The following is a 22,668-nucleotide window of genomic DNA, read 5'->3' on the forward strand; positions in this document are numbered from 1 at the left end:
TTGCCGCCCGAACGCTGGTGGGGGACCTCCATGGACGCGTACCAACGAGTGATCGATTGGGTCGACGACCGTATCGTCAACAGCCCCGGGAAAATCATCCTCCTCTTTCTCGGGCTGACAGTCCTGTTCGTCGGCGGGCTCGGGAACATCGAGACCGAGACCGGACAGAACCAGTTCATCGAGGACTTAGAGTCCTTCGAGGCGCTGGAAGACATCCAGCGCGACTTCGGCGCGAGCTTCACCAGCGGGAGCACGTCGAGCACGACGCTGCTGCAGGACAGTCAGAACGTCCTCTCGAAACCGACCATGGTGCGGCTATTACGGGCCCAGGAGCGGGTCGAGAACCAACACGGGATGCGGGTCGAGTCCACGTCGAGTCCGGCCGGCGTCGTCGCGCGGACGCTCGACCCGAACGCGACCACCCTGCAGGAAGAGATCGACGCCATCGAGGGCGCGACGCCGGCGGAGATCGACGCCGCCGTCCGGACCGCCGCCGAGCGGAACCCCGGCTTTACGAACCAGTTGAGCGACGACTTCAATCGCAGGGCAGCGTCGGCCGCGGCCGCGCAGGCGACGATCACGCACGGGACGAGCGACATCCCGGACCGGGCCGACCGGGTTCGACGCGTCGTCTCGACCGCCGGGCAGGACATTCGCGTGCTCGGGAGCCAGCCGGACACCATCTCGGACTCGCTGGTGTTGGTCTTGCCGGCGGCGTTCGTCCTCATCGTCGTCTTCCTCGTCGTCGCTTACCGCGACCTGGTGGACCTGCTGCTCGGCATCGCGACCATCGTCATCGCACTGCTGTGGACGTTCGGCTTCCTCGGCCTGGCCGGCATCGCCTTCAACCCGCTGCTCGTCGCCGTGCCGCCGCTGCTGATCGCCGTGGGAATCGACTTCGGCATTCACGCCGTCAATCGCTACCGCGAGGAGCGCGCCCAGGACCAGGACATCGAGCGGTCGATGCGCATCACGACCGACCAGCTGCTCGTCGCCTTCTTCATCGTCACCGGGACCACCGTCATCGGGTTCCTCTCGAACCTGGTGAGCGCGTTCCCGCCGACCCAGGACTTCGGGCTGGTCGCGGCCATCGGCATCGTGTTCACGTTCCTGTTGTTCGGCGTGTTCCTGCCGGCCCAGAAGGTGTACGTCGACCGGCTCCGCCGAAAGTACCCACTCCCGACCATCAGCGAGCGACCGCTCGGGGCGGCGGACTCCGCACTCGGCCGAGCACTCGGCGGCGGCGTCACCATCGCGAAGCGCGCGCCCCTGGCGTTCATGCTCGTCGTCCTGGTCGTCACCGGCGGCGTCGGCTACTACGCGACGGGGATCGGGACCGGCTTCTCGCCGGAGGACTTCATGCCCGCCGAGGAGACGCCAGAGCCGCTCCAGTCGCTCCCCGAGCCGTTCCGCCCGCCCGCGTCGTACCAGTACGTCGAGAACTACAACTTCCGCGAGGAGAAGTTCGACCAGGACGGCCAGGTGTTGCTGTACGTCGAGGGGCCGATGACACGCGACACTGCCCTGGAGTCCATCTATCGGGCGGGTGCAGACCCACCGCCGACGTTCCGACGCGACGATCGGCGAGCGAAGTCCCAGAGCATCGTCACGGTCATCGAGTCACGGGCAGCGGCCGATCCCGAGTTCGCGCGGCTGGTCGCGCGCAACGACCGCAACGACAACGGCGTGCCGGACGACAATCTCGACGAGATCTACGACGCGTTGCTCGACTCACCCGCGCGCGAGCAGGCGCTGTCGTTCATCGGTGAAGACCGCCGGAGCGCCCGCGTCGTCTACACCGTCGACGACAGCGCCGACGACGTGGCGACGACCGTCGACGCGCGGGCGGTCGCGGCCGATCACCGCTTCGACGCGTCGGCCACCGGTTTCGCGGTCATCTTCCAGGACGCGACGGCCGTGCTGTTCGAGGGCGTCGTCCAGAGTTTAGCGCTCTCGCTGCTGGGAGCGTCGGTGTTCCTGATCTTCATCTACTGGGTGCTCGAAGGACGGCCGTCGCTCGGGATCGCCAACGTCGTCCCCATCGCGGTGAGCGTCGCGTTCGTCGTCGCGTCGATGCGAGTGCTGGGCGTGAAGTTCAACGCCTTCAACGGGACGATCCTGGCGATCACGATCGGCCTGGGGATCGACTACTCCGTCCACGTCGTCCACCGCTTCGCCGACGAGTTCGAGGAGCGACCGCTCATGCCCGCGCTCACGCGAACCATCGTCGGAACCGGCGGCGCACTGACTGGGAGCATGCTGACGACGGTGTTCGGCGTCGGCGTGCTCTGGCTCTCGTTGAACCCCGCGATCGGCGTGTTCGGCATCCTCACGGCATTGAGCGTCGTCTACGCCTACCTCGCCTCGCTGTTCGTGCTGCCCTCGACGCTGGTGCTGTGGGACCGGGTGGCCAACAGCTCACGATCCGCCGACCCGATGGCAGGCGGCGAGTCCAGTACGTCCACGCCACACGAATCGCTCACGGAAGACTGAGGCCGAAAAGCACCGCGGGATGCCGCCTGAGGAACGGCATCGCGGTTAAGCTGGCACGTGGTGCTTGCGGGACGGCCGTTGAGGAGACGTGGGCTCGTCTCCCGCCGGTGAGAGACCGGAAGCGATGTACCACCCACCCACCGGCACCAGATACTTCACACAAAACGGAAATGAAAATTGCCCCGGTGATACGTGGGGATTTAAGTTTGTCAGAAAGCGACAGGCCTGGCGGTCGCCGGCTCAGTCCTCGTCTTCTTCGTCGGTGTGGGCGATCAGAACCGATCGGTCCGTATCAAGCAGGACGCTCTGGGTGACGCTCCCGAACAGGACCTTGCCCGCCGGGGAGCGCTTGCGACCGCCCAGACAGACGAGGTCGGCGTCCAGTTCCTCGGCGACGTCGAGAATTTCGGTGGCAGGCTGCCCGCTGCTTTCGTCCATCGTGTACTCGATGCCTGCCTCCTCCAGAACGTCACGCGCGCGCCGAGCGGACTGGAGCTGGGAAACCGACGCCCCGGAGGGGTTGTCGGTGAACGAGTGGAAGATCGTCACGTGGATCTCGTCCGCATCGCCCGGAAGGTCCGTGATCGCCGTTGCCTGTGCAGTTGCGCGCTCGTCGCTCTCGTCGACCGGGAGGAGTACCTCGTACATACCCGGTGGTCGAGGGCACGTCTCATAAATTCCCACGTCAGTTACCAACTGTGGAGAACGACTGGCCGGCAGCGTCGCCTAGTCGACTAACCCGACGTCGTGAACGTGGCGCGTGAGGGCTCTTTCCGTCTCGAACGTCACACCGCAGGCGTCACATCGGTAGTCGTCGTCTCGGTCCATAGGCGAAACTACCACACGACGCAGGAAGAACCTGGCGGCGACTGTGTGCGGTCGACGCACGCGAGTCTGTCGCGGGGGGTACCGCAGGAAACCGACGACGGACAGGTAACGGAGAGTAATCAGGTTCGAGAAGGTGACTATATACCGCCGGCTGTCGAACGGCACGCCATGAGCGAGGACGGACAGGAAGGCGACCCAGTGGAGATCTGGTGTGCGGGCGAGGAGTGGTGTGCGGTGACGGCGACGGCGTCGCTGATCGGCAAGAAGTGGCATCCGGTCATCGTCGACCGATTGCTCACGAACGGCCCACTGGGATTCAACGCGCTCAAAGAGGCCGTCGACGGGATTTCGAGCAAGGTGCTCTCGGACAGCCTCGAAGACTTAGAAGAGCGCGGCATCGTCACCCGGGAGGTAATCAGTGAGAAACCGTTCCGCGTCGAATACGACCTGACGGAACGGGGTCGAGATCTCGGGCCGGTCATCGACGCGATGCGGACGTGGGGGAAGGCCCACCTCGTCCCGGCAGACGAAAGAGAGTCGTAACTACTCTTCTTCGACGACGGCCGACGGCAGTTCGGGGTCGTCGGACTGGAGCACGTCAGTGACGCCGCTGGCAGCGAGCACGTCGATGCGGTCTTCGACGGTGCACACCGAGCCGTCGTCAGAGCAGGGGGCGACGAACGCCAGGTCACCGTCGCGGTACTCGGCGAGAGTCAGACTGGGGAGGACCAGCGCGGCGTACTCCTCGTCCATGATCTCGGATTCGACGCGTCGCGTCTCGAAGAACGAATCGACGGACCGACCGGTCTCGGCGGCCCACGAGCGGAACTGCTCGACGCGGTCGAGGACGAACTGCCCGGCGTCGGTGTTGGCGGCAGCAGTCGAGAGACTGATCTGATGGCCCCAGACGTGGACGTTGAAAGCCTCGATCCGGTCCGCCGACTCGAGGTCGTCGAGTCGCTCGATGGCGACGTTCTGTTGGGCGTGGCCGGCCCGCGGCGCGAGCGAGCGGACGTGCAGATCGACGGTCACCGCCTCCTGTGAGGTGTCTGCGTTCATGTTGACCCCGGCTGTTGAGATAGACTTGATGATGAACGATAAAGATTTTGTGCGCTCGTAGGAATCGCCGGACTGCTCGGTGATACTCCCCGATTTCAGTCGTGAAATTGACAACCACGAACCGGTTTCAGTTACCCGTCGAGTTTCTCGGTAGCGGTTCTGAACAACCCGTCGAGGATTTCGGGCGTGGTCGGATGGAACGCGCGGTCGGGGACCGCGCGGACGTCCATCCCGGTCTCGACGACGACCTGCATCGTTTTGGCCATCACGTCCGCGTGGTAGTGCAGCCCCTGGTAGCCCAGTACCGTTCCGTCGGTGGCGTCGACGACGAGCGACGCCCGGCCGGCAGCGGCGTCTTTGGTCTTGAAGACGCCGTCGCTGCTCGCTTCTCGGGAGACGGCGACGAAATCGAGGCCGGCGGCCTCGGCGGCCGCCGCCGAGTAGCCCACGCGGGCGTACGGGTACACGCCGAGCGCCGAGAACACGACGTGGTGATGGACGTTCTCGTAGGGGACGAGCGGTTCGCCAGCGGCGTGGCGACGGACGTTCGCCGCCGCGGTGAACCCCTGCTCTTTGGCGACGTGGAGGATCGGTTCCTTCCCGTTGACGTCGCCCGCGACGAAGACGCGCTCGTCGTCGCGGGCCTGCATCGTGTCCAGTACCCACCCGGGATCGGGATTCAGTCGCGTGTGTTCGAGCCCGAGCCCGTCGAGATTCGGCCGACGGCCGGTAAACAGGAACAACTGGTCGGCGTCGACGGTGGCGCGTTCGTCGTCGCGATCCGTGTGCAGCCGGACGCCGCCGTCGTCGGTCGGCTCGACGCGCTCTTCGTAGGTCTCGGTGAGGATCTCGATACCGAGTTCGTCGCGGTAGATGTCGAGGAGCGCCTCGCCGAACGCTGGGTCGGCCTCGTCGAGCGGGCGCGCGTCGTGTTCGACGACGGTGAGGTCCATCCCGCCGGCCTCGGCGAGGTACGGGACGAGTTCCATCCCCACGTACCCGAAGCCCATGACGACGCCCGAGTCGGGTAACGCGGTCGCGTCGAGGACGTCGGCGCTGGTCATGAACTCGACGTCGTCGATCCCGGGGAGGCCGGGGACGTTGACCACCGAACCGGTCGCGACGACGACGTAGTCGGGGACGTACTCGCGATCGCCGACGCGGACGGTCCGGTCGTCGACGAAGCGCGCGGTGTCGTGGACGAACTCGACGTGGTCGCGCTCGGTCAGCATCTCGACCGCAGCGCGTCGGTGTTCGGCGAAGTTGTGGATGTGCTCGTCTTTCGTCCCGACGACCGCGTCGAGGTCGACGTCGGGCGCGTCGGTCACCCGGTGGTCCGCGCGGGCCTGGAACCGATGGGCGCCCGCCGAGAGCACCTCCTTGGACGGCATGCAGCCGTCGAGGATGCAGAGGCCGCCACCCGGGTCGCCGTCGTCGACGAGCGTGAGCCGGTCGATTTCCGGGGCGTCGACGAGGTCAGTAGCCACGGCGACGCCCGCGCTCCCGTACGCGCCGATGATGAGGACGTCCATATCCACCACACCATGACCGGCCCATTCAGTGTTGTCCCGCTCTGGTTTCCGGGCCACACAGTCGCCACGTATTGATCGACCAGCCACAGACTGATTGGCCACGCAGTGGAAGACGAGCGTAATGACCGAACCACTGCACGTGGAGGCGGGCGAGCTACACGCAGACGAGTTCATCGAGGCGCTCACCGACGGCCGCCGCGTCGTCGTCCGGACGGAACTCCTCGGAACCGAGCAGGAGGTCACGCTTCGGTGGGACGGCGAGGTGTTCTACTGCGACACGCCCACCCGACTCCACAAACACGAGAGTGAAGCGGAAATGCGCCAGTGCATCGAGAACCAGGGGTACGGCCGGACGGGAGAGTGACCCCAAACGACCGATGGGGACGGACCGAGGGCCATCCACGATACGTGGTAACACTTAACAATGTCGTGGCGTGTAGGTATCATCGTCGGACGAAAACAGCCCATCCCATGTCAGTAGAACCAATGGACGATACGAATCCCCAGACCGCCGGAGTCGCTGAGCAAGACGATCGATTCGCAGAACTGGAAACCGGTGACGGCGTCATCATCTACGACCGACAGAATCACCGCGCCTGGGTCCAGGCGGACGACGCGGTCATCGTCACAGACCGGCGGTAGCCCACCCACCAATCACGGAGCCACTTCGACCGCAGCCCGTTTTCCCGGCCGAGCGGCGAGACGTGTCACGCGACGCGATCCGCCTCGTCTTTTATGAGCGTCGACCACCAGCGTAGTCGTATGCCCGACCTCGTGACCTTCGGGGAGACGATGCTCCGGCTCTCGCCACCGGGAGACACGCCGATCGAGACGGCCGACTCGTTCGACGTCCACGCCGCCGGAGCCGAGAGCAACGTCGCCGCCGCGGCCGCCCGACTCGGCGCCGACGCCGCCTGGCTGTCGAAACTCCCGGACTCACCGCCCGGCCGGCGGGTGACAGGTGCACTCCGACGCCACGGCGTCGAGCCAGCAGTGGTCTGGACCGACGACGGCCGGCAGGGGACCTACTACCTCGAATCCGGGGACCAGCCCCGTGGCGCGACCGTCGTCTACGACCGCGACCACGCGGCCGTCCGGACGGCCACGCCCGACGAACTCGCGACCGACCGCGTCGAATCGGCCAGCGTCTTCCACACGACCGGCATCACGCCGGCGCTCTCGGACACGCTCGCGCGAACGACGGGCGATCTCCTGACGCTCGCACGGGAAGCCGGCACGACGACGACGTTCGACCTGAACTACCGGTCGAAGCTCTGGGAGCCGGCCGAGGCGCGGGAGACGCTGACCGATCTCTTTCCCCACGTCGACGTGCTCGTCGTCGCCGAGCGGGACGCCGAGACGGTGCTCGGACTGTCGGGGCCGGCCGACGAGCAGGCCCGGCACCTCGCCGGCGAGTACGACTTCCAGACGACCATCGTCACGACGGGCAGCGAGGGCGTAGTCGCGCTCCACGACGGCGAACTCCTCGAACAGCCGGCGTTCACGGCCGGGGACTCCCACCCCGTCGGCACGGGGGACGCCTTCGTCGGGGGATACCTCGCGAAGCGACTGCAGGACGGAACTGTCGCCGACGCGCTGACGTACGGCGCGGCGACGGCAGCGCTGAAGCGCACCATCCCCGGCGACGTCGCGGTCGTCACGCCGGCAGCAGTCGACCGCGTGGTCGCCGGCGACGACACCGACATCTCCCGATAGCCGCGTTCCAGGGAGAGACAACGACGCCGCGAAACCGCACCGGCGACGCCGAACCGATCACTTCTCCGGACACTTGCTGCAGAGTCGCACGGCCGGGTGTCCGATACGCCACTGCGGCGGGCCCAGACCGGTCGATCCACGCCCACATTTCCCGCGACAATAGTGTGATAAAACTTGCCACACCAAATTGATAGATATTAATTCGATATTGAGTAAACTCTTTACAGGAGTACCCCGTACGGGTACGTATGGCCACGTCACGACAGTATCCGGACGACATCTTCGTGGAGGGGAAGTTCCAGACCGACGAGGTGCTCGAGGTCACGGACCTCGCAGCGGGCGGGACGTTCGCGCAGGTCGGTGCGGCGGGACCCGACGAGGCGCGGGACGCGATCGACGCCGCGCACCGCGCACAGCGGGAGATGCGCGAGACGACGCTCGTCCAGCGCGCCGAGTGGCTCGAAACCATCGCCGACGAGATCGAATCCCGGAAGGCGGAACTCGCGGACATCATCGTCCGCGAGGCCGGCAAGCCGATTTCGAGCGCGCGCGGCGAAGTCGACTCGGCAGTCGAGCGGTTCCGCCGCGCCGTCGAGGAGGTCCACGACCTCCAGGGCGAGTTCCTCGAAGGGACGACCGCGGGCCACGAAGGCTGGAAGGCCATCGTCAAGCCCCAGCCGGTCGGGACCGTGCTCGCGCTGACGCCGTACAACTACCCTCTCGCGACGACCGCGCTCCAGGTCGCGCCCGCGCTCGCCGGCGGGAACAGCGTCGTCCTCAAGCCCGCGACGAAGACGCCCGTCAGTGCAGCCGTCCTCGCGGACTGCATCGAGGCGGCCGACCTTCCCGACGGTGCGTTCAACTACGTCGCCGGCCGGGCCAGCGACATCGGTGACGTGCTGGCCGGCGACGACCGCATCGACGCTATCGCCATGACCGGCTCCTCGGCGGCGGGCAAACACGTCGCCCGCGAGAGCGGCATGGTGAACCTCCACATGGAACTGGGCGGCAACGCGCCGGCCGTCATCTTCCCCGACGCCGACCTCACCGACGCCGTCGGCCAGTGTGCCAAGGGCTCGTTCAAGTACGCCGGCCAGCGCTGTTCCGCCGTGAGCCGCGTCCTCGCCCACGAGGACGTCCACGACGAGATGGTGGACCTCCTCGACGCGGAGATGGACAACTGGGAGGCCGGCGACCTCTTCGACGAGGAGACCACGTTCGGCCCGCTCATCAGCGAGGAGCAGGCCGACTACGTCGAGGAGCTCATCGCGGACGCCGTCGAGAAGGGCGCCGACCTCGTGCGCGGTGGCGAGCGCGAGGGGCAGTTCGTCGAGCCGACGCTGCTGGCGAACGTCCCCCACGACGCCCGCCTCATCCACGAGGAGCAGTTCGGGCCGATCGCCGTCGTGACGAAGTTCGAAGACGAGGCCGAGGCCCTGGAACTCGCCAACGCTGGTGACATGGGACTCGACGCGGCAGTGTTCACGGCGGACTACGACCGTGCGATGGACGTGGCCGAGCGCATCGAGGCCGGCGCGGTCCGCATCAACGGCGCGCCGTCCCACGGTCTCGGCGACATCCCCTTCGGTGGCGTCAAGGACTCGGGAATCGGTCGGGAAGGCCTCGGCTACAGCATCGAGGCGTTCGTCACCACCAAGAGCATCGTCCTGTAGTCCGAGTCCCCGGCGTTCTCCCGGATTCGGACAGACGTATCCCCCTGTAGTTTCAATCACCAGCAAACGCGCCTGGGCCGTTCGCCAGCGGCCCAGTCCCGGAGGAATCCTGTATGCGAAACGCAAAAATCGTCTGTACGATCGGTCCGGCATCGGAGTCGCGCGAACAGCTACGGGCACTGATCGAGGCCGGCATGGACGTCGTCCGGATGAACGCCAGCCACGGCACGCCCGAGGAACGCGCCGATCTCATCGACCGCGTCCGCGAGGTCAGCGGCGAACTGTCGGCGCCGATCCCGGTCGTCCACGACATCGCCGGCCCCGAGGTCCGGACCGCACCGATCGACGAGCCGATCCACGTCGACGCCGGTTCGACCGTCCGGTTCGTCGCCAGCAACGACGCCACGTCCGACGAGATCGGCCTGTCGATGTCCATTTCGGCCGTCGAACCTGGCGACCGCGTGCTCTTAGACGACGGTCGCATCGAGACCACCGTCGAATCCGTCGCGGACGACGTCGTCGTCGCCCACGTCGAGGACGGCGGCGAACTCGGGGGGAGAAAAGGCGTCAACGTCCCCGGCGTCGACCTCGACCTCCCGACGATCACCGACCAGGACCGCCGGGAACTCGAAGTCGCCGTCGAGAAGGACGTGGACTTCGTCGCCGCGAGTTTCGTCCGCGACGGCGAGGACGTCTACGAGATCGGCAAACACATCGACGACCTCGGCGGCGACGTCCCCATCATCGCCAAGATCGAACGGTCGGGCGCCGTCGAGAACCTGGACTCGATCATCGACGAGGCCTACGGCATCATGGTCGCCCGGGGCGATCTGGGCGTGGAGTGCCCGATGGAGGAAGTCCCGCTCATCCAGAAGCGCATCATCAAGCAGTGCCACGCCGAGGGCGTACCGGTCATCACCGCCACGGAGATGCTCGACTCGATGGTTCACGCGCGCCGCCCCACCCGTGCGGAGGCCTCCGACGTGGCCAACGCCGTGCTGGACGGCACCGACGCGGTCATGCTCTCCGGGGAGACGGCCATCGGCGACCACCCGGCCCGCGTCGTCGAGACGATGGACCGCATCATCCGCGACGTGGAGGGGAGCGAGGAGTACGCCGAGTCACGGGAACAGCGCGTCCCGGCCGCGGGCGAGACCAGCACCGACGCCCTGGCGCGGTCGGCCCGCTACCTCGCGCGGGACGTCGACGCCAGCGCGATCGTCGCCGCCTCGGAGTCCGGGTACACCGCATTGAAAGCCGCGAAGTACCGCCCGGACATGCCCGTGATCGCCGCCACGCCCAGCGAGCGCGTTCGACGGCAACTGGCACTCTCGTGGGGGATTCAGCCCAGATACGTGCCCTACACGAACGGCGGCGCCGACGCGGTCATCCAGACGGCAGTCCAGTCGGCGCTCGACGCCGGCGTGGCCGAGGCCGGCGAGACCGTCGTCGTCCTCTCGGGGATGATGACCGAACTCGAAGGGCTCGACACCGCGAACATGCTCAAAGTCCACGTCGCCGCCGAGACGCTGGCGTCCGGCCGCTCGGTCGTCGAGGGGCTCGTCTCCGGGCCGCTCGTCCGCGTCGGCGACGGCGACCTCTCGGCGGTGCCCGAGGGCGCGATCCTGGCCGTGCCCGACGAGTTCGACGGGGAGTTCGACGGGGACGTCTCGAAACTCGGGGGCATCATCGACGGCCATCAGGGCGTCACCGGCTACGCCGCCATCGTCGCCCGCGAGATCGACGTGCCGATGATCTCGGACGCCGACCTGCCCGACGTCGGCGACGGGACCGTCGTCACTCTCGACGCGGAACGCGGCGTCGTCTACGAGGACACGGTCGGCGACCGAGCGGACGCGACGGAGTAGCAGCCACCATTTTCCGCGTGCACTCACGTCCAGCGAACGGGCTTAAGTGTGCCAGCGCCCTCAGTGCCCTGCATGTACGCGGGAGTCGACCTCGGCGCGACGAACGTCCGAGCCGTGGTCGCGGACGACGACGGGACGATTCTCGGGGAGGACCGACGCGGGACCCCCCAGGGACCGGGCGGCATCGCCGTGACCGAGGCCGTCCTCGACTCGCTCCGAACGGCCTGCGAGACTGCCGGGGCCGACCCGACCGAGATCCGCGCGGTCGGCATCGGTTCCATCGGCCCGCTCGACCTGGCGGCCGGGGAAGTCCAGGACCCCGCGAACCTCCCCGAAACCATCGACCGCATCCCGCTGACCGGCCCCGTCGAGAACCTCGTCGAGAGCGACCAGGTCTACCTCCACAACGACACCACGGCCGCGGTCATCGGCGAGCGGTTCCACAGCGACCGCAACCCCGACGACATGGTGTATCTCACCATCTCGACGGGCATCGGCGCTGGCGTCTGCGTCGACGGCCACGTCCTCACCGGCTGGGACGGCAACGCCGGCGAAGTCGGCCACCTGACGGTCGACCCCGCGGGACGGCTCGTCTGTGGCTGCGGCCACGCCGGCCACTGGGAAGCGTACTGTTCCGGGTCGAACATCCCGCACTACGCCGAGTTCCTCGCCGAGACCGAAGGCGTCGAGACCGAGATGGCCGTCGCCGACCCGAACTTCACCGCTGCGGACGTGTTCGCCGCCGCGGGCGGGGACCCGCTGGCCGATCTGGTGCTGGAGCGAGTGACAGAGTGGAACGTCATCGGCGTCGCGAACGTCGTCCACGCGTACGCGCCGCTGGCGATCTACGTCGGCGGCGCGGTCGCCCTGAACAACCCCGAGCAAGTCCTCGATCCGGTTCGCGACCGGCTGGACGACGCGGTCGTGTCGAACGTGCCAGACCTGCAGCTGACGAATCTGGGCGACGACGTCGGGGTGAAGGGAGCGCTCGCGAGCGCGCGGACTGGGGGAACTGGTGACCGGTCCCGAATCCGTCGGTGAGGGACCGCAGCAGAGCCGCCGCAGGTGGTACAGGCGACCGGTCCCGAATCCGCAGGTGAGCGCTTCTCCAGTGGGTTTTCGCGGCATTCCTCGCACTACCATTTCGCGACCGGCTGCGCGCACGTGGCCACACCCCAGAGTAACCGATTTACGTTACAGTTTCGCGACTGTCAGCGATGCCGAATTCGAGACATATCACGTCCAAAACGACATCGCGCGGCCGAGAGACGTGACGACGCACCCAACCCAGACGTTACTATAACCGTTTGCATCCAGAGTTAGATTTATTTCGACAAAGGCCGAGACTGTAGTACAGAGTTCGACAATTCATGGAGAAGATCAGACCAGTGAATCCGGCGACTGGGGAACAGATCGACGCGTACGAGCAGGCAGACGAGGACGACGTCGAAGCGGCGCTCGCCCGGGCGTCGGACGCGTTCGAGTCCTGGCGACAGCGACCGATGCGCGAGCGCGAGCAGTTACTGCTGAACGCTGCGGACGTGCTCAGGGATCGCAAGGCGGAGTACGCCGAGTTGATGACCCGAGAGATGGGGAAACCGATCTCGCAGGCGACGGCGGAGATCGAGAAGTGCATCTGGGGCTGTGAGCACTACGCCCAGCACGCGAGCGCGTACCTCGCCGACGACCACTACCCGAGTCCGGCCGGCTCGACCGTCAAGACGGCGTACGATCCGCTCGGGGTCGTCCTGGCGGTGATGCCCTGGAACTTCCCGTTCTGGCAGGTGTTCCGGTTCGCCGCGCCGTATCTGACGGCGGGGAACGTCGGGGTGCTGAAACACGCCTCGAACGTCCCGGGGTGTGCGCTCGCCATCGCGGACGTGTTCCGGGAGGCCGGCTATCCCGAGGGCGTCTTCCAGTCCGTCCTGGCGCCGTCGAGCCTCGTCGACGACATCATCGCCGACGAGCGCGTCGAGGCAGCGACGTTGACGGGGAGCGGCCCGGCCGGGAGAGCCGTCGCGTCGACCGCCGGCGAGCACCTCAAGAAGACCGTGCTCGAACTCGGCGGCAGCGATCCGTTCGTCGTCCTCGAAGACGCCGACGTCGAGCACGCAGCGGAGCGCGGAGCGTGGGCGCGCAACCAGAACGGTGGCCAGTCGTGCATCGCCGCCAAGCGGTTCGTCGTCCACGACGCCGTCTACGACGAGTTCGTCGACCAACTGGTCGAGGAAGTCGAGGCGCTGACCGTCGGCGACCCGATGGACGAGTCGACCGACGTCGGGCCACAGGCGCGCCAGCGGTTCCTCGAAGAGCTCCACGAGCAGGTCACCGCCAGCGTCGAGGCCGGGGCGACGGTCCTCACGGGCGGTGAACCACTCGACCGCGATGGAGCGTACTACCCGCCGACGGTCCTCGCGGACGTGCCCGCGAACTGCCCGGCCGACTCCGAAGAGCTGTTCGGTCCCGTCGCGACCGTCTACCGCGTCGACGACGAGGCCGAGGCTCTCGAGGTCGCCAACGACACTCGGTTCGGTCTGGGCGCGAGCGTCTGGACCGCCGACCGCGAGCGCGGCGAGCGACTCGCCGGCCAGATCGACGCCGGCTGCGTCTACGTCAACCAGCTCGTGAAGTCGGACCCACGAGTGCCGTTCGGCGGCGTCGGCGATTCGGGGTACGGTCGGGAACTCTCCGCGATCGGCATCCAGGAGTTCGTCAACCGGAAAACCGTCTGGATCGAGTGATCGCCAGCGGCGGCGTCAGTCCGCCCTGGTGTCGTAGAGGCGTTTGAACACGGTGGTGGGGAACCGGGGTTCGACGCGGCTGGGCGGGCGGCCGTGCCCCTCGCTCGCGGCCTCCTGCCGAACGCGTTCGACGATGCCGGTCTCGGCGAGTTCGTAGAGGAACCGCTTGACGGTGCCCGAAGTGAGATCGACCGAGGCCGTCTCGACGATGGCGTCAGTCGTGCGCTCGACGGATTCACGGGCGTCGTCGTCCAGGTCGACGAGCGTGCGAAGAACGAGCTGGCGGTTCTGCGGAAGTGCCACGACGCGGCCCAGCGAGCTACAGGGCCGCGGGACGTCCATCATGCCCGCAGTGATGTCCTCGCTGTGGATTCGCGACCGACCGTGGCTCGCGGCGCGGTCGGCGGCCCCGAACAGGGCCGCCAGGGCGTCGTGGGCGTTTCCCTCGGCCCAGTCGGCGATCTCGCGGGTCTGCTCGTGCTGGAGCGCTCGCTCGGAGAGGCCCTCGGACGCGCGGCCGGTGAGGATGTCGACCAGGTCGTGGCGGCGGTACGCCGGCACCTCGATGCGTTCCGGCGGGAGGTCCGCCGACAGTTCGTCCGGGTCGGGCCGGCCGATGGCGACCCAGGTGAGCGACGAATCGAGCGGCGCGAGTCGCTCGGCGATCGTCGCCAGTTCACAGGTCTCGGGCTCGCCGACGTGGTCGATGGCGACGATCACGTTCTCGCCCGGCGGTCGGAGCGAGTCTGCGAGCCGAGCGCGGAGGGTGTCGGTGCCGATGCCTTTCTCCGGGATGGACTCCGCGGAGACGGCGTCGAGGATGGTGCGGTACTGTGCGAAGGCGCTCGCGGCCTCGCGGCTGTCGACGTAGACGAACTGCGGGGCGTTCGTCGGCTGGGAGCGCGTCGTCGTGTGGATGACCGACTGGGACTCCGAGAGCTGTGCCGAGAGGTTCGACCACAGCGCGGTGACGACGGCCGACTTCCCGGCGCCCATCGGTCCCCAGACGTAGGCATTCGGCGGCAGGCCGCCGTCGAACACCGGATCGAGGTAATCCAACAGGCGTTCGAGAACGGGACCACGGCCGGTCGGCTCGGACACGTGGGCGATCGGACTGATCGCCTCGTAGTCGAGCACGAGGGGAGCAGTGTTACCGGTGCGACGGCGTCGGCGGATGCGAGCTTTCAGATCCATCGGCGTTGTGTTCGGTGAACGATCATTCGTCGGGGAAGCGACGACCGGACGTAACGTTCGGTTGGCAGTACAGTAAGGAAAGTGATGTGATTCGGTCAGACCCCGGCCGGGAGCGGGACCCAGACGCTCGTCGGGAACACGCCGGCGATCGTCAGGACCCCGATCAAGAAGGTACAGAAGACGATCGCTGCGGCCGGCGGGTCCCAGTGCGTGTCGCCGTGAGCGTAGAAGACGCGCTGGAACGTTTCGCCGAACAGTGCTCCGATGACGCCGAAGGCAGCGCCGACGAGGACGGCGACCGCAGCGCCCTGCCCGGCGAGTGCGGCGTCCCCGGAGGCCATCACTGCGAGCGTCGCCGTGCTGGCCGGCAGAGTGATGTGATGCGTGACCGGGATCTGCTCGACGCCAAGGTTCAGGAAGGTCAGCGTCGCTGCGCTGATGCCGAACGCCAGGAACGCGCTGCCAGTGACGACGGCCGTGTAGGCACCGAGAATTCCGGCGACGAGGCCGATCATGGCGACGTTGGCCCACTTGTACTGGTGGCCGAGCCACGGCTCGACGGCGAGTCGCTCTTTCACCGTGCCACCGTCGGTGGCCGCGGCGGCCGTGCTACGAGCAGGGCGCATCTCTTCGCGTGCGAACGGCGTCATGTCCAAGATGCTGTCGCCCCGAACCTCGCCGATCAGCGGGTACCCGAAGGCCAGGCGGTGGAACAGCGCCGAGAGCACGACGCCGATGGCGATCGGGTCCCACGGGACGCCGAAGTTGAACGAGACCTGCCGGATCAGCATTCCGAGAATGCCGAACACGCCGCCGACCGCGAGCACGTCGGGCTTGGTGCCGAGCGCGTAGGCGATGTTCTTGGCCTCGTGATAGTCGAAGCCGGAGTCCATGTACCCTTTCCGCGCCGCGTAGGCAGCCGCGGCCGCACCGCCCGCAAAGGAGATGTGCGGACCGAACACCGGCCCGAACGCCACGCTACCCGTGATGCCGGTCCCGATCTGGCCCTGGATCGCGCCGAGTTCGCCCGCGATCGCCTTCGTCGCGAGGTTGGACGCCTCGCCGGCGATCACCATGAACCCGGTGAAACAGAAGGCCGGGAGCGCGCCCAGTGCCGCGCCGAACGCGCCACCGGCGAACGCGGCAATCCAGAGCGCCGGATTGCTGAGCGCTTCGACGAGCGCTTCGACGGCCATCCTCAGTCACCTCCGTCTGTGGCCCAGTTCTTCGAGCGCTCGACCGCCTCGGCCCAGCGCTCGTACTTCTCGTCGTACCCGTCTGGGTTCTCGACCGCGAACTCCCGGTCGACCTGCCAGTTGTCCCGGAGTTCGTCCAGCGTCTCCCAGTAGCCGACGGCGAGGCCGGCCGCGTAGGCCGACCCCAGCGCGGTCGTCTCGTCGACTTCCGGCCGGACGATCTCCGTGCCGATGATGTCCGACTGGAGCTGACAGAGGAAGTTGTTCTTGACCGCCCCGCCGTCGACGCGCAGACTCGTCGTCTCGACGCCGGAGTCGGCCTCCATGGCTTCTGCCACGTCGCGCGTCTGGTACGCGATGGACTCCAGGGTCGCGCGGACGATGTGTTCGCGGCGCGTGCCGCGGGTCATCCCGACGATGGTGCCGCGTGCGCGGCCGTCCCAGTGGGGGGCGCCGAGGCCGGTAAAGGCGGGGACCAGGTAGACGCCGTCCGTGGAGTCGACCGAGCGCGCCATCTCCGCGGTCGCGGCCGCGTTGTCGATGAGATCGACGTCTTCGAGCCACTCGATCGCGGCGCCGGTGATGAAGATCGCGCCCTCCAGCGCGTACTGGACGGGTTCCCCCGAGCGCTGGAAGCCGATCGTCGTCAGCAGGCCGTGATCGGACTCGACGGCCTCGTTGCCCGTGTTCATCAGGTAGAACGAGCCCGTCCCGTAGGTGTTCTTCGCGTCGCCCTCGTCGAAACAGGTCTGGCCGAACATCGCGGCCTGCTGGTCGCCGAGCGCCCCCGCGACCGGAACGGCTTCGCCGAGGAAGCCGTCGGCGTCGGTGTACCCGTAGTAGTCCTCGTCGGACGACGGGCGTACCTCCGGGAGCATCGACGCGGGGACGTCGAACTCCTCCAGGAGTTCGGCGTCCCACGCCAGGTCGTGGATGTTGAACAGCATCGTCCGTGAGGCGTTCGAGACGTCCGTGATGTGGTTGCCGGTGAGGTTGTAGATGAGCCACGCGTCGATCGTCCCCATCATCAGCTCCCCGTTCTCGGCGCGGTCGCGGATGTCCTCGGTTCGAGACCGATCCATCTTGATCGGATCGGCGTTGTCGAGGATCCACTCCGTCTTGGTCGCGGAGAAGTACGCGTCGCACTCCAGTCCCGTCTTTTCCCGGATCCACTCGACCTTGCCGGCTTCCTGGATCTCCTCGACCCGGTCCGTCGTCCGACGGTCCTGCCAGACGAGCGCGTTGTGGACCGGCTTCCCGGTCTGGGCGTCCCAGACGATCGTCGTCTCGCGCTGGTTCGTGATACCCAGCGCTTCCAGCTGACTCGGTTCGAGACCGGCCTCGGTGAGACCGGTCGTCACGACGTCTTTGGTGTTCTCCCAGATCTCCATCGGGTCGTGTTCGACCCACCCGGGTTCCGGATAGATCTGTTCGTGCTTCTGGTAGGCGTTGGCGACGACCTGGCCGCTATGGTCGAAGACCATGAACCGGGTCCCGGTCGTCCCTTGATCGATCGCACCGACGTAGGTGTCTGTTGGCATATGGCGTTCACCACTCTGGTGTCGACGACGGCTTTCTTTACTGCCAAAGCCGTCTTAGCGGTAAAAATTATAGTCTATGATGATAAGTGTTACGCAGTAACGCACCTCTAGAACCGGATATAAGCAAAGAGAGGTGACGAGGAGGTGATGCCAGTGGCCCGAAGTTCCAACAGGTAGTAGTGCTCGAAGGCGGTGGTCCGGACCCGGACAGACCGAGCACCGCAGCTCGGTGAGCCACAGCACGGAAAGCGTGATCTCCTGCCCGGGACAGAACCCGACACGGGGGCGGAATTCCCGTCGCTCGTTTAGAAAAGCGGACAGTTCGGGACGCGCGGAGCGACTCGGTTCCCCGCCGCGTCAGCGCTGGGTTGGTGGCTGGCGGGCGATCAATCATGACGAGTGAGTAGAGTATTTTACTGATAGTGATTCCCCTGCGGTAAAAATATGTATACGCAGTCCAATGTGGGGACAGTGCGATGGCTGACACACCGAGCGTTCTCGTGATCGGCGGTGGGTCGACGGGCTGTGGCATCGCCCGGGACCTGGCGATGCGCGGCGTCGACGTCACCCTCGTCGAGAAGGGGAACCTGACACACGGAACGACGGGGCGGATGCACGGGTTGCTCCACAGCGGCGGCCGGTACGCCGTCGCTGACCAGGCCAGTGCCAAAGAGTGCATTCAGGAGACGCGCGTCCTCGAAGACATCGCGAGCCACTGCGTCGAGGAGACGGGCGGGCTGTTCGTCCAGCGCCCCGAAGACTCCGACGAGTACTTCGAGCGGAAGCTCCGGGGCTGTGACGAGTGCGACATCCCCACGGAAGTTCTCTCCGGGCGGGAGGCACGCAAGCGCGAACCGTACCTCGCGAAGGACGTCAAGCGAGCGATCGCCGTCCCCGACGGGGCCGTCGACCCCTTCAGGCTCTGCGTCGCGAACGCCCGCAGCGCGGAGAACCACGGCGCCCGCATCGAGACCCACGCCGAGGTGACCAACCTGCTCGTCGAGGCCGGCGAAGTCGTCGGCGCCGAGGTTCGACACCGGAGCGGCCCGGGAAAGCGCGACCACGGCGCGGCCGGAACGACCGAAGAGATCGCGGCCGACTACGTCGTCAACGCCACGGGCGCGTGGGCCGGCCAGATCGGCGAGATGGCCGGCGTCGACATCGAGGTCCGCCCCTCGAAAGGCGTGATGACCGTGATGAACGTCCGGCAGGTGGACACCGTCATCAACCGCTGTAAGCCGAAGGGCAACGCCGACATCATCGTGCCCCACGAGACGACGGCCATCCTCGGGACCACCGACGCCGAGGTCGACGATCCCGAAGACTACCCGGAAGAGCAGTGGGAGGTCGACCTGATGATCGACGAACTCTCGAAACTCGTCCCGGTCCTCCAGGAGGCCCGAACCATTCGGTCGTACTGGGGCGTTCGTCCGCTGTACGAACCGCCGGGCGCCGGCACCGAGAACCCCGAGGACATCACGCGGGACTTCTTCCTGCTCGATCACACCGAGCGCGACGATCTCCCGGGCATGACCTCGATCGTCGGCGGGAAGTTCACGACCTACCGGATGATGGCCGAGGACATCAGCGACCACGTCTGCGCAAAGCTCGGCGTGTCAGCCACCTGTCGAACCGCAGACGCTCCCCTGCCGGGCAGCGAGGACTTCCGCGTCCTGGAGGACGCGATGGACGACTACGGGCTGACCTCGCCCATCAAGAAACGATCCGTCCAGCGCCTCGGCGACCGGGCCGACGAGGTGCTCTCGACGACCGACCCCAACCCCGTCGTCTGTGGCTGTGAAGGCGTCACCCGCGCGGAACTCCAGGACGCCATCAGCCAGGCCGGCACTGACCTGAACGCCGTCCGCATTCGGACCCGTGCTTCGATGGGGAACTGTCAGGGCGGGTTCTGTACCCACGCAATCGCCCAGGAACTCCACCCGGAGTACGACGCCGAGCAGTCGTACGCGGCGCTGGACGAACTCTATCAGGAACGGTGGAAGGGCCAGCGCCACGCGCTGTGGGGCGAACAGCTCTCGCAGGCCATGCTCACCTACGCGCTCCACGCGACCACCATGAACCGAGACGCTGATCCCGCCCGGCGGGAGGACACCATCGACTTCGCGGCGTTCGACGACGGGAGGGGGGCAGGTGCCAGCGCGAATCGAACGAGTGCGGCCACGGACGGAGGTGAGCGGCGTGGCGATTGAACAGGACGTTCTCGTCGTGGGCGGCGGACTCGCCGGAATCACGGCAGCCATCTCGGCCGCGCGGTCGGGCGCCCACGTGCGCCTGGTCTCGTACAAGCAGTCCACGCTCCGCCACGCCAGTGGACTCGTCGACGTCCTCGGGTACACGCCGGACGGCGAGGGGCCGCTCGTCGATCCGTTCGACGCCATCGACGACCTCCCGGAGGGGCACCCATACGAGCGCGTCGGCACCGACGCCGTCGCGTCGGGACTCGCCCTGTTCGACGAGATCACGGCCGGTACCTACGAAGGCAGCCACACCGACGCGAACGCGCTCGTGCCGACGCACGGTGGCACGATCAAACCCACGGCCCGCTATCCAGACAGCGCTGCCGCCGGACTGGCCAGCGACGGCCGAGACGCACTGCTCGTCGGGTTCGAGCGCCTGCCCGGGTTCGACGCGCCGCTGGCGGCGACCCACCTCGGTGCGACGGGTGCGCCGTTCCGGGCGCGGGGCGTCACCGTCGAGTTCCCGGTGAAACTCAGCGCGGACCCGAAGGTGACCCGCTTTGCCCACCTGCTCGATCAGGACGAGGGCATCGACGGCGGGACCCGTGGCGTGCGACGTGCGCTCGCGGAGCTGGTGAAAGGGCACCTCGACGGCGCCGAGCGGGTCGGCTTCCCCGCAGTGCTGGGCGACGACCATCCCCGCGAAGTCCGTGCCGACCTGGCCGAGTACATCGGCGCCGACGTGTTCGAGGTCCCGATGGGGCCGCCGAGTCTCCCGGGCATCCGGCTGGAAGACCGACTCTTCGCGGCCCTCGACGAGGCCGGCGTCAGCATCGAGACCGGCAACCCCGTCGTGGGCTTCGAGCGCGACGGCGACACCGTCGCGTCAGTCACGGTGAGTCGAACGGGCAACGAGGTCCCCTATGCGGCCGAGCAGTACGTTCTGGCGACCGGCGGCCTGGTCGGGAAGGGTCTCGACTCGGACCGCGAGGGCGTCCGCGAGCCCGTTTTCGACTGCCACATCGCACAGCCACCGGACCGCTACGACTGGTTCGGGGACGACGCCTTCGGCGACCACCCGTTCGCCCGCTTCGGCGTCGATCCCGACCGGGAGTTGCGGCCCGTGGACGCCGGCGGCACAGCGGAGTTCGACAATCTCCGGGCTGCCGGTGCAGTGCTGGGCAACTACGACTTCGCAGCGGAGAAATCAGGCAGCGGCGTTTCGCTGGCGACCGGCTACCACGCAGGCACACTGGCAGGAGAGGAGGCGACATGAGCGACGCAGAATCACCCCCAGACGACGACGTACCGTCCGTCCCCGACGACGAGATACCCGCCGGCGACGAGTTCGAGCCGGTCCAGGTGTTTCCGGACAGCGACCTCGACCTCCGGGAGGGCGCCGACGACTGTTACAAGTGCTCGACGTGCGATACGAACTGTCCGGTCGCGGAGGTCGACGACGACTTCCCCGGCCCGAAGTTCCAGGGGCCGGAGCAGTGGCGGCTCAAGCGCAAGGACGACGAGGACATCGACGCCTCGATCATGGACTGCTCGAACTGCATGCGCTGTGACACCGCCTGCCCGTCGGACGTGCCCCTCAGCCAGATGCACAACGAGGCCCGCGGCGAGTACGTCGACGAGCAGATGGACACGTGGTCCGTCGAGTACTGGCGCAACCGCGTCCTCGCGAACTACCGCATCAGCGCCTGGTTCGCGAGCAAGATGCCCCGCCTCGCCAACGCGGTGATGAGCAATTCGCTCGTCCGGCAGGTCGGCGAGAAACTGTTCGGCGTCACAGCCGAGCGGGAGTTCCCCGCCTTCGCCGAGCAGACCTTCCGCGAGTGGTGGGCCGAGCGCGGCGGCCCGAAAGTGCAGAGCGAGGACAAGCGCGTCGCGTACTTCCACGGCTGTTATTCGAACTACAACACGCCAGAGGTCGCCAAGGCGATGGTCCGCACCTTCGAGCACTTCAGCTACCAGATCGCGGTCCCCGACCAGGGCTGTTCGGGCACGCCGATGTTCGCCAATGGCATGTTAGACGACGCCCGTCGCGACGCCGAACTCAACATAAAGGAGTTCTCACAGCTCGTCGAAGAAGGGTACGACGTCATCTGTTCCTGTACCTCCTGCTCGATGGCGCTCCGTCAGGAGTACCCGGAGCTCTTTTCCTTCGAGGGTACCGCGAAAGTCTCCGCGAGCACCTACGAGGCCGTCGAGTACCTCCGGATTCACGAGGATCTGGGGAGTGCGATCTCGGACGCCGAGGTCGAGTTCCCGGACCTGGCGTACCACGCGCCGTGTCACGCCCGGAGCCAGGGCCTCGATCGGCAGGCGGTCGAGTTGTTCCGCGACCTCGACGGCGTCAAGATCGAGGACGTGGGCGAGTCCTGTTCGGGGATTTCGGGCACGTACGGCTGGAAGTCCGAGAAGTACGAGAAGTCGATGGCCATCGGCGAGGAGATGTTCGAGCACATGGACGAAGCCGAGGGCGAGACCGGCATGACCGAGTGCCCGACCTGCGCGATGCAGATGGAACACGGCTCTGGCTACGAGATTCGCCATCCGCTGGAAGTGCTGGAGGCGGCGCTCGTTTCGCGGTGAGCTGCCCCACCGTCGTTCGGGACGACGC

18 protein-coding genes are annotated in these 22,668 nt (G+C 67.1%); 12 read left to right on the plus strand and 6 right to left on the minus strand.

The window, feature by feature from the left end; all coding sequences use genetic code 11:
• Positions 1 to 30 precede the first annotated feature (30 nt).
• Complete coding sequence (locus MU553_RS10195) at positions 31 to 2,493, plus strand: efflux RND transporter permease subunit (protein ID WP_247377200.1); 2,463 nt, start codon at positions 31 to 33, stop codon at positions 2,491 to 2,493.
• Between the two features lie 240 nt (positions 2,494 to 2,733).
• Here the strand turns inward: MU553_RS10195 and MU553_RS10200 are convergent, their stop codons facing one another.
• Positions 2,734 to 3,141, minus strand: coding sequence for a universal stress protein (locus MU553_RS10200; RefSeq protein ID WP_247377198.1), 408 nt, complete (start codon positions 3,139 to 3,141; stop codon positions 2,734 to 2,736).
• Positions 3,142 to 3,489: 348 nt separating this feature from the next.
• Between MU553_RS10200 and MU553_RS10205 the strand changes: the two genes are divergently transcribed.
• Positions 3,490 to 3,864 (plus strand): winged helix-turn-helix transcriptional regulator, encoded by a 375-nt coding sequence (locus MU553_RS10205; protein ID WP_247377196.1) that lies wholly within the window; start codon positions 3,490 to 3,492, stop codon positions 3,862 to 3,864.
• Here the strand turns inward: MU553_RS10205 and MU553_RS10210 are convergent, their stop codons facing one another.
• Both MU553_RS10210 and MU553_RS10215 read right to left on the minus strand, forming a co-directional pair.
• Positions 3,865 to 4,380 carry an HTH domain-containing protein gene (locus MU553_RS10210; protein WP_247377195.1) on the minus strand — a complete coding sequence of 172 codons (516 nt, stop codon included), beginning with the start codon at positions 4,378 to 4,380 and terminating at the stop codon, positions 3,865 to 3,867.
• 131 nt (positions 4,381 to 4,511) lie between these two features.
• Positions 4,512 to 5,912, minus strand: a complete 1,401-nt coding sequence (locus MU553_RS10215) for an FAD-dependent oxidoreductase (protein WP_247377192.1) — start codon at positions 5,910 to 5,912, stop codon at positions 4,512 to 4,514.
• 121 nt (positions 5,913 to 6,033) lie between these two features.
• On the opposite strand from MU553_RS10215, the gene MU553_RS10220 reads away from it, so the two are divergent.
• The 7 genes from MU553_RS10220 (at position 6,034) to MU553_RS10250 (ending at position 13,910) form a co-directional block, all read left to right on the plus strand.
• The gene (locus tag MU553_RS10220) at positions 6,034 to 6,276 is read left to right on the plus strand and encodes a DUF8001 family protein (RefSeq protein ID WP_247377191.1); all 243 of its coding nucleotides are present in this window, start codon (positions 6,034 to 6,036) and stop codon (positions 6,274 to 6,276) included.
• Positions 6,277 to 6,383: 107 nt separating this feature from the next.
• A complete protein-coding gene (locus MU553_RS10225) occupies positions 6,384 to 6,554 on the plus strand; it encodes a DUF7331 family protein (protein ID WP_247377189.1) in 171 nt (56 codons plus the stop codon).
• 120 nt (positions 6,555 to 6,674) lie between these two features.
• Positions 6,675 to 7,628, plus strand: a complete 954-nt coding sequence (kdgK1, locus tag MU553_RS10230) for a bifunctional 2-dehydro-3-deoxygluconokinase/2-dehydro-3-deoxygalactonokinase (RefSeq protein ID WP_247377187.1) — start codon at positions 6,675 to 6,677, stop codon at positions 7,626 to 7,628.
• A gap of 248 nt (positions 7,629 to 7,876) precedes the next feature.
• Positions 7,877 to 9,301, plus strand: coding sequence for an aldehyde dehydrogenase family protein (locus MU553_RS10235; RefSeq protein WP_247377184.1), 1,425 nt, complete (start codon positions 7,877 to 7,879; stop codon positions 9,299 to 9,301).
• Between the two features lie 113 nt (positions 9,302 to 9,414).
• Positions 9,415 to 11,169, plus strand: coding sequence for a pyruvate kinase (pyk, locus tag MU553_RS10240; protein WP_247377182.1), 1,755 nt, complete (start codon positions 9,415 to 9,417; stop codon positions 11,167 to 11,169).
• A gap of 72 nt (positions 11,170 to 11,241) precedes the next feature.
• A complete protein-coding gene (locus MU553_RS10245; protein ID WP_247377180.1) occupies positions 11,242 to 12,210 on the plus strand; it encodes an ROK family protein in 969 nt (322 codons plus the stop codon).
• A 338-nt stretch (positions 12,211 to 12,548) separates the two neighbouring features.
• Positions 12,549 to 13,910 (plus strand): NAD-dependent succinate-semialdehyde dehydrogenase, encoded by a 1,362-nt coding sequence (locus MU553_RS10250; RefSeq protein WP_247377569.1) that lies wholly within the window; start codon positions 12,549 to 12,551, stop codon positions 13,908 to 13,910.
• A gap of 15 nt (positions 13,911 to 13,925) precedes the next feature.
• Here MU553_RS10250 and MU553_RS10255 read toward each other — a convergent pair whose 3' ends face one another.
• From MU553_RS10255 to glpK, 3 genes are all read right to left on the minus strand, one after another.
• Positions 13,926 to 15,104, minus strand: coding sequence for a Cdc6/Cdc18 family protein (locus MU553_RS10255; protein WP_247377178.1), 1,179 nt, complete (start codon positions 15,102 to 15,104; stop codon positions 13,926 to 13,928).
• Between the two features lie 95 nt (positions 15,105 to 15,199).
• Positions 15,200 to 16,300: a DUF7973 family transport facilitator gene (locus tag MU553_RS10260; RefSeq protein WP_247377176.1), complete on the minus strand. Its 1,101-nt coding sequence runs from the start codon at positions 16,298 to 16,300 to the stop codon at positions 15,200 to 15,202.
• A 2-nt stretch (positions 16,301 to 16,302) separates the two neighbouring features.
• Positions 16,303 to 17,841: a glycerol kinase GlpK gene (gene glpK / locus MU553_RS10265; protein ID WP_247377174.1), complete on the minus strand. Its 1,539-nt coding sequence runs from the start codon at positions 17,839 to 17,841 to the stop codon at positions 16,303 to 16,305.
• Positions 17,842 to 18,317: 476 nt separating this feature from the next.
• On the opposite strand from glpK, the gene glpA reads away from it, so the two are divergent.
• From glpA to MU553_RS10280, 3 genes are read left to right on the plus strand one after another with little or no spacing between them, the layout of a single operon-like run.
• On the plus strand, positions 18,318 to 20,051 hold the full coding sequence (gene glpA, locus MU553_RS10270) for an anaerobic glycerol-3-phosphate dehydrogenase subunit GlpA (RefSeq protein WP_247377172.1): 1,734 nt from the start codon (positions 18,318 to 18,320) through the stop codon (positions 20,049 to 20,051).
• Positions 20,041 to 21,315 carry a glycerol-3-phosphate dehydrogenase subunit GlpB gene (glpB, locus tag MU553_RS10275; protein WP_247377170.1) on the plus strand — a complete coding sequence of 425 codons (1,275 nt, stop codon included), beginning with the start codon at positions 20,041 to 20,043 and terminating at the stop codon, positions 21,313 to 21,315. Before glpA ends, glpB begins: the two co-directional genes overlap by 11 nt.
• Complete coding sequence (locus MU553_RS10280) at positions 21,312 to 22,640, plus strand: anaerobic glycerol-3-phosphate dehydrogenase subunit C (RefSeq protein WP_247377168.1); 1,329 nt, start codon at positions 21,312 to 21,314, stop codon at positions 22,638 to 22,640. The genes glpB and MU553_RS10280 overlap by 4 nt, the downstream gene beginning before the upstream one ends.
• The last annotated feature ends 28 nt before the right edge of the window (positions 22,641 to 22,668 follow it).

Source organism: Halorientalis brevis (genome assembly GCF_023077655.1).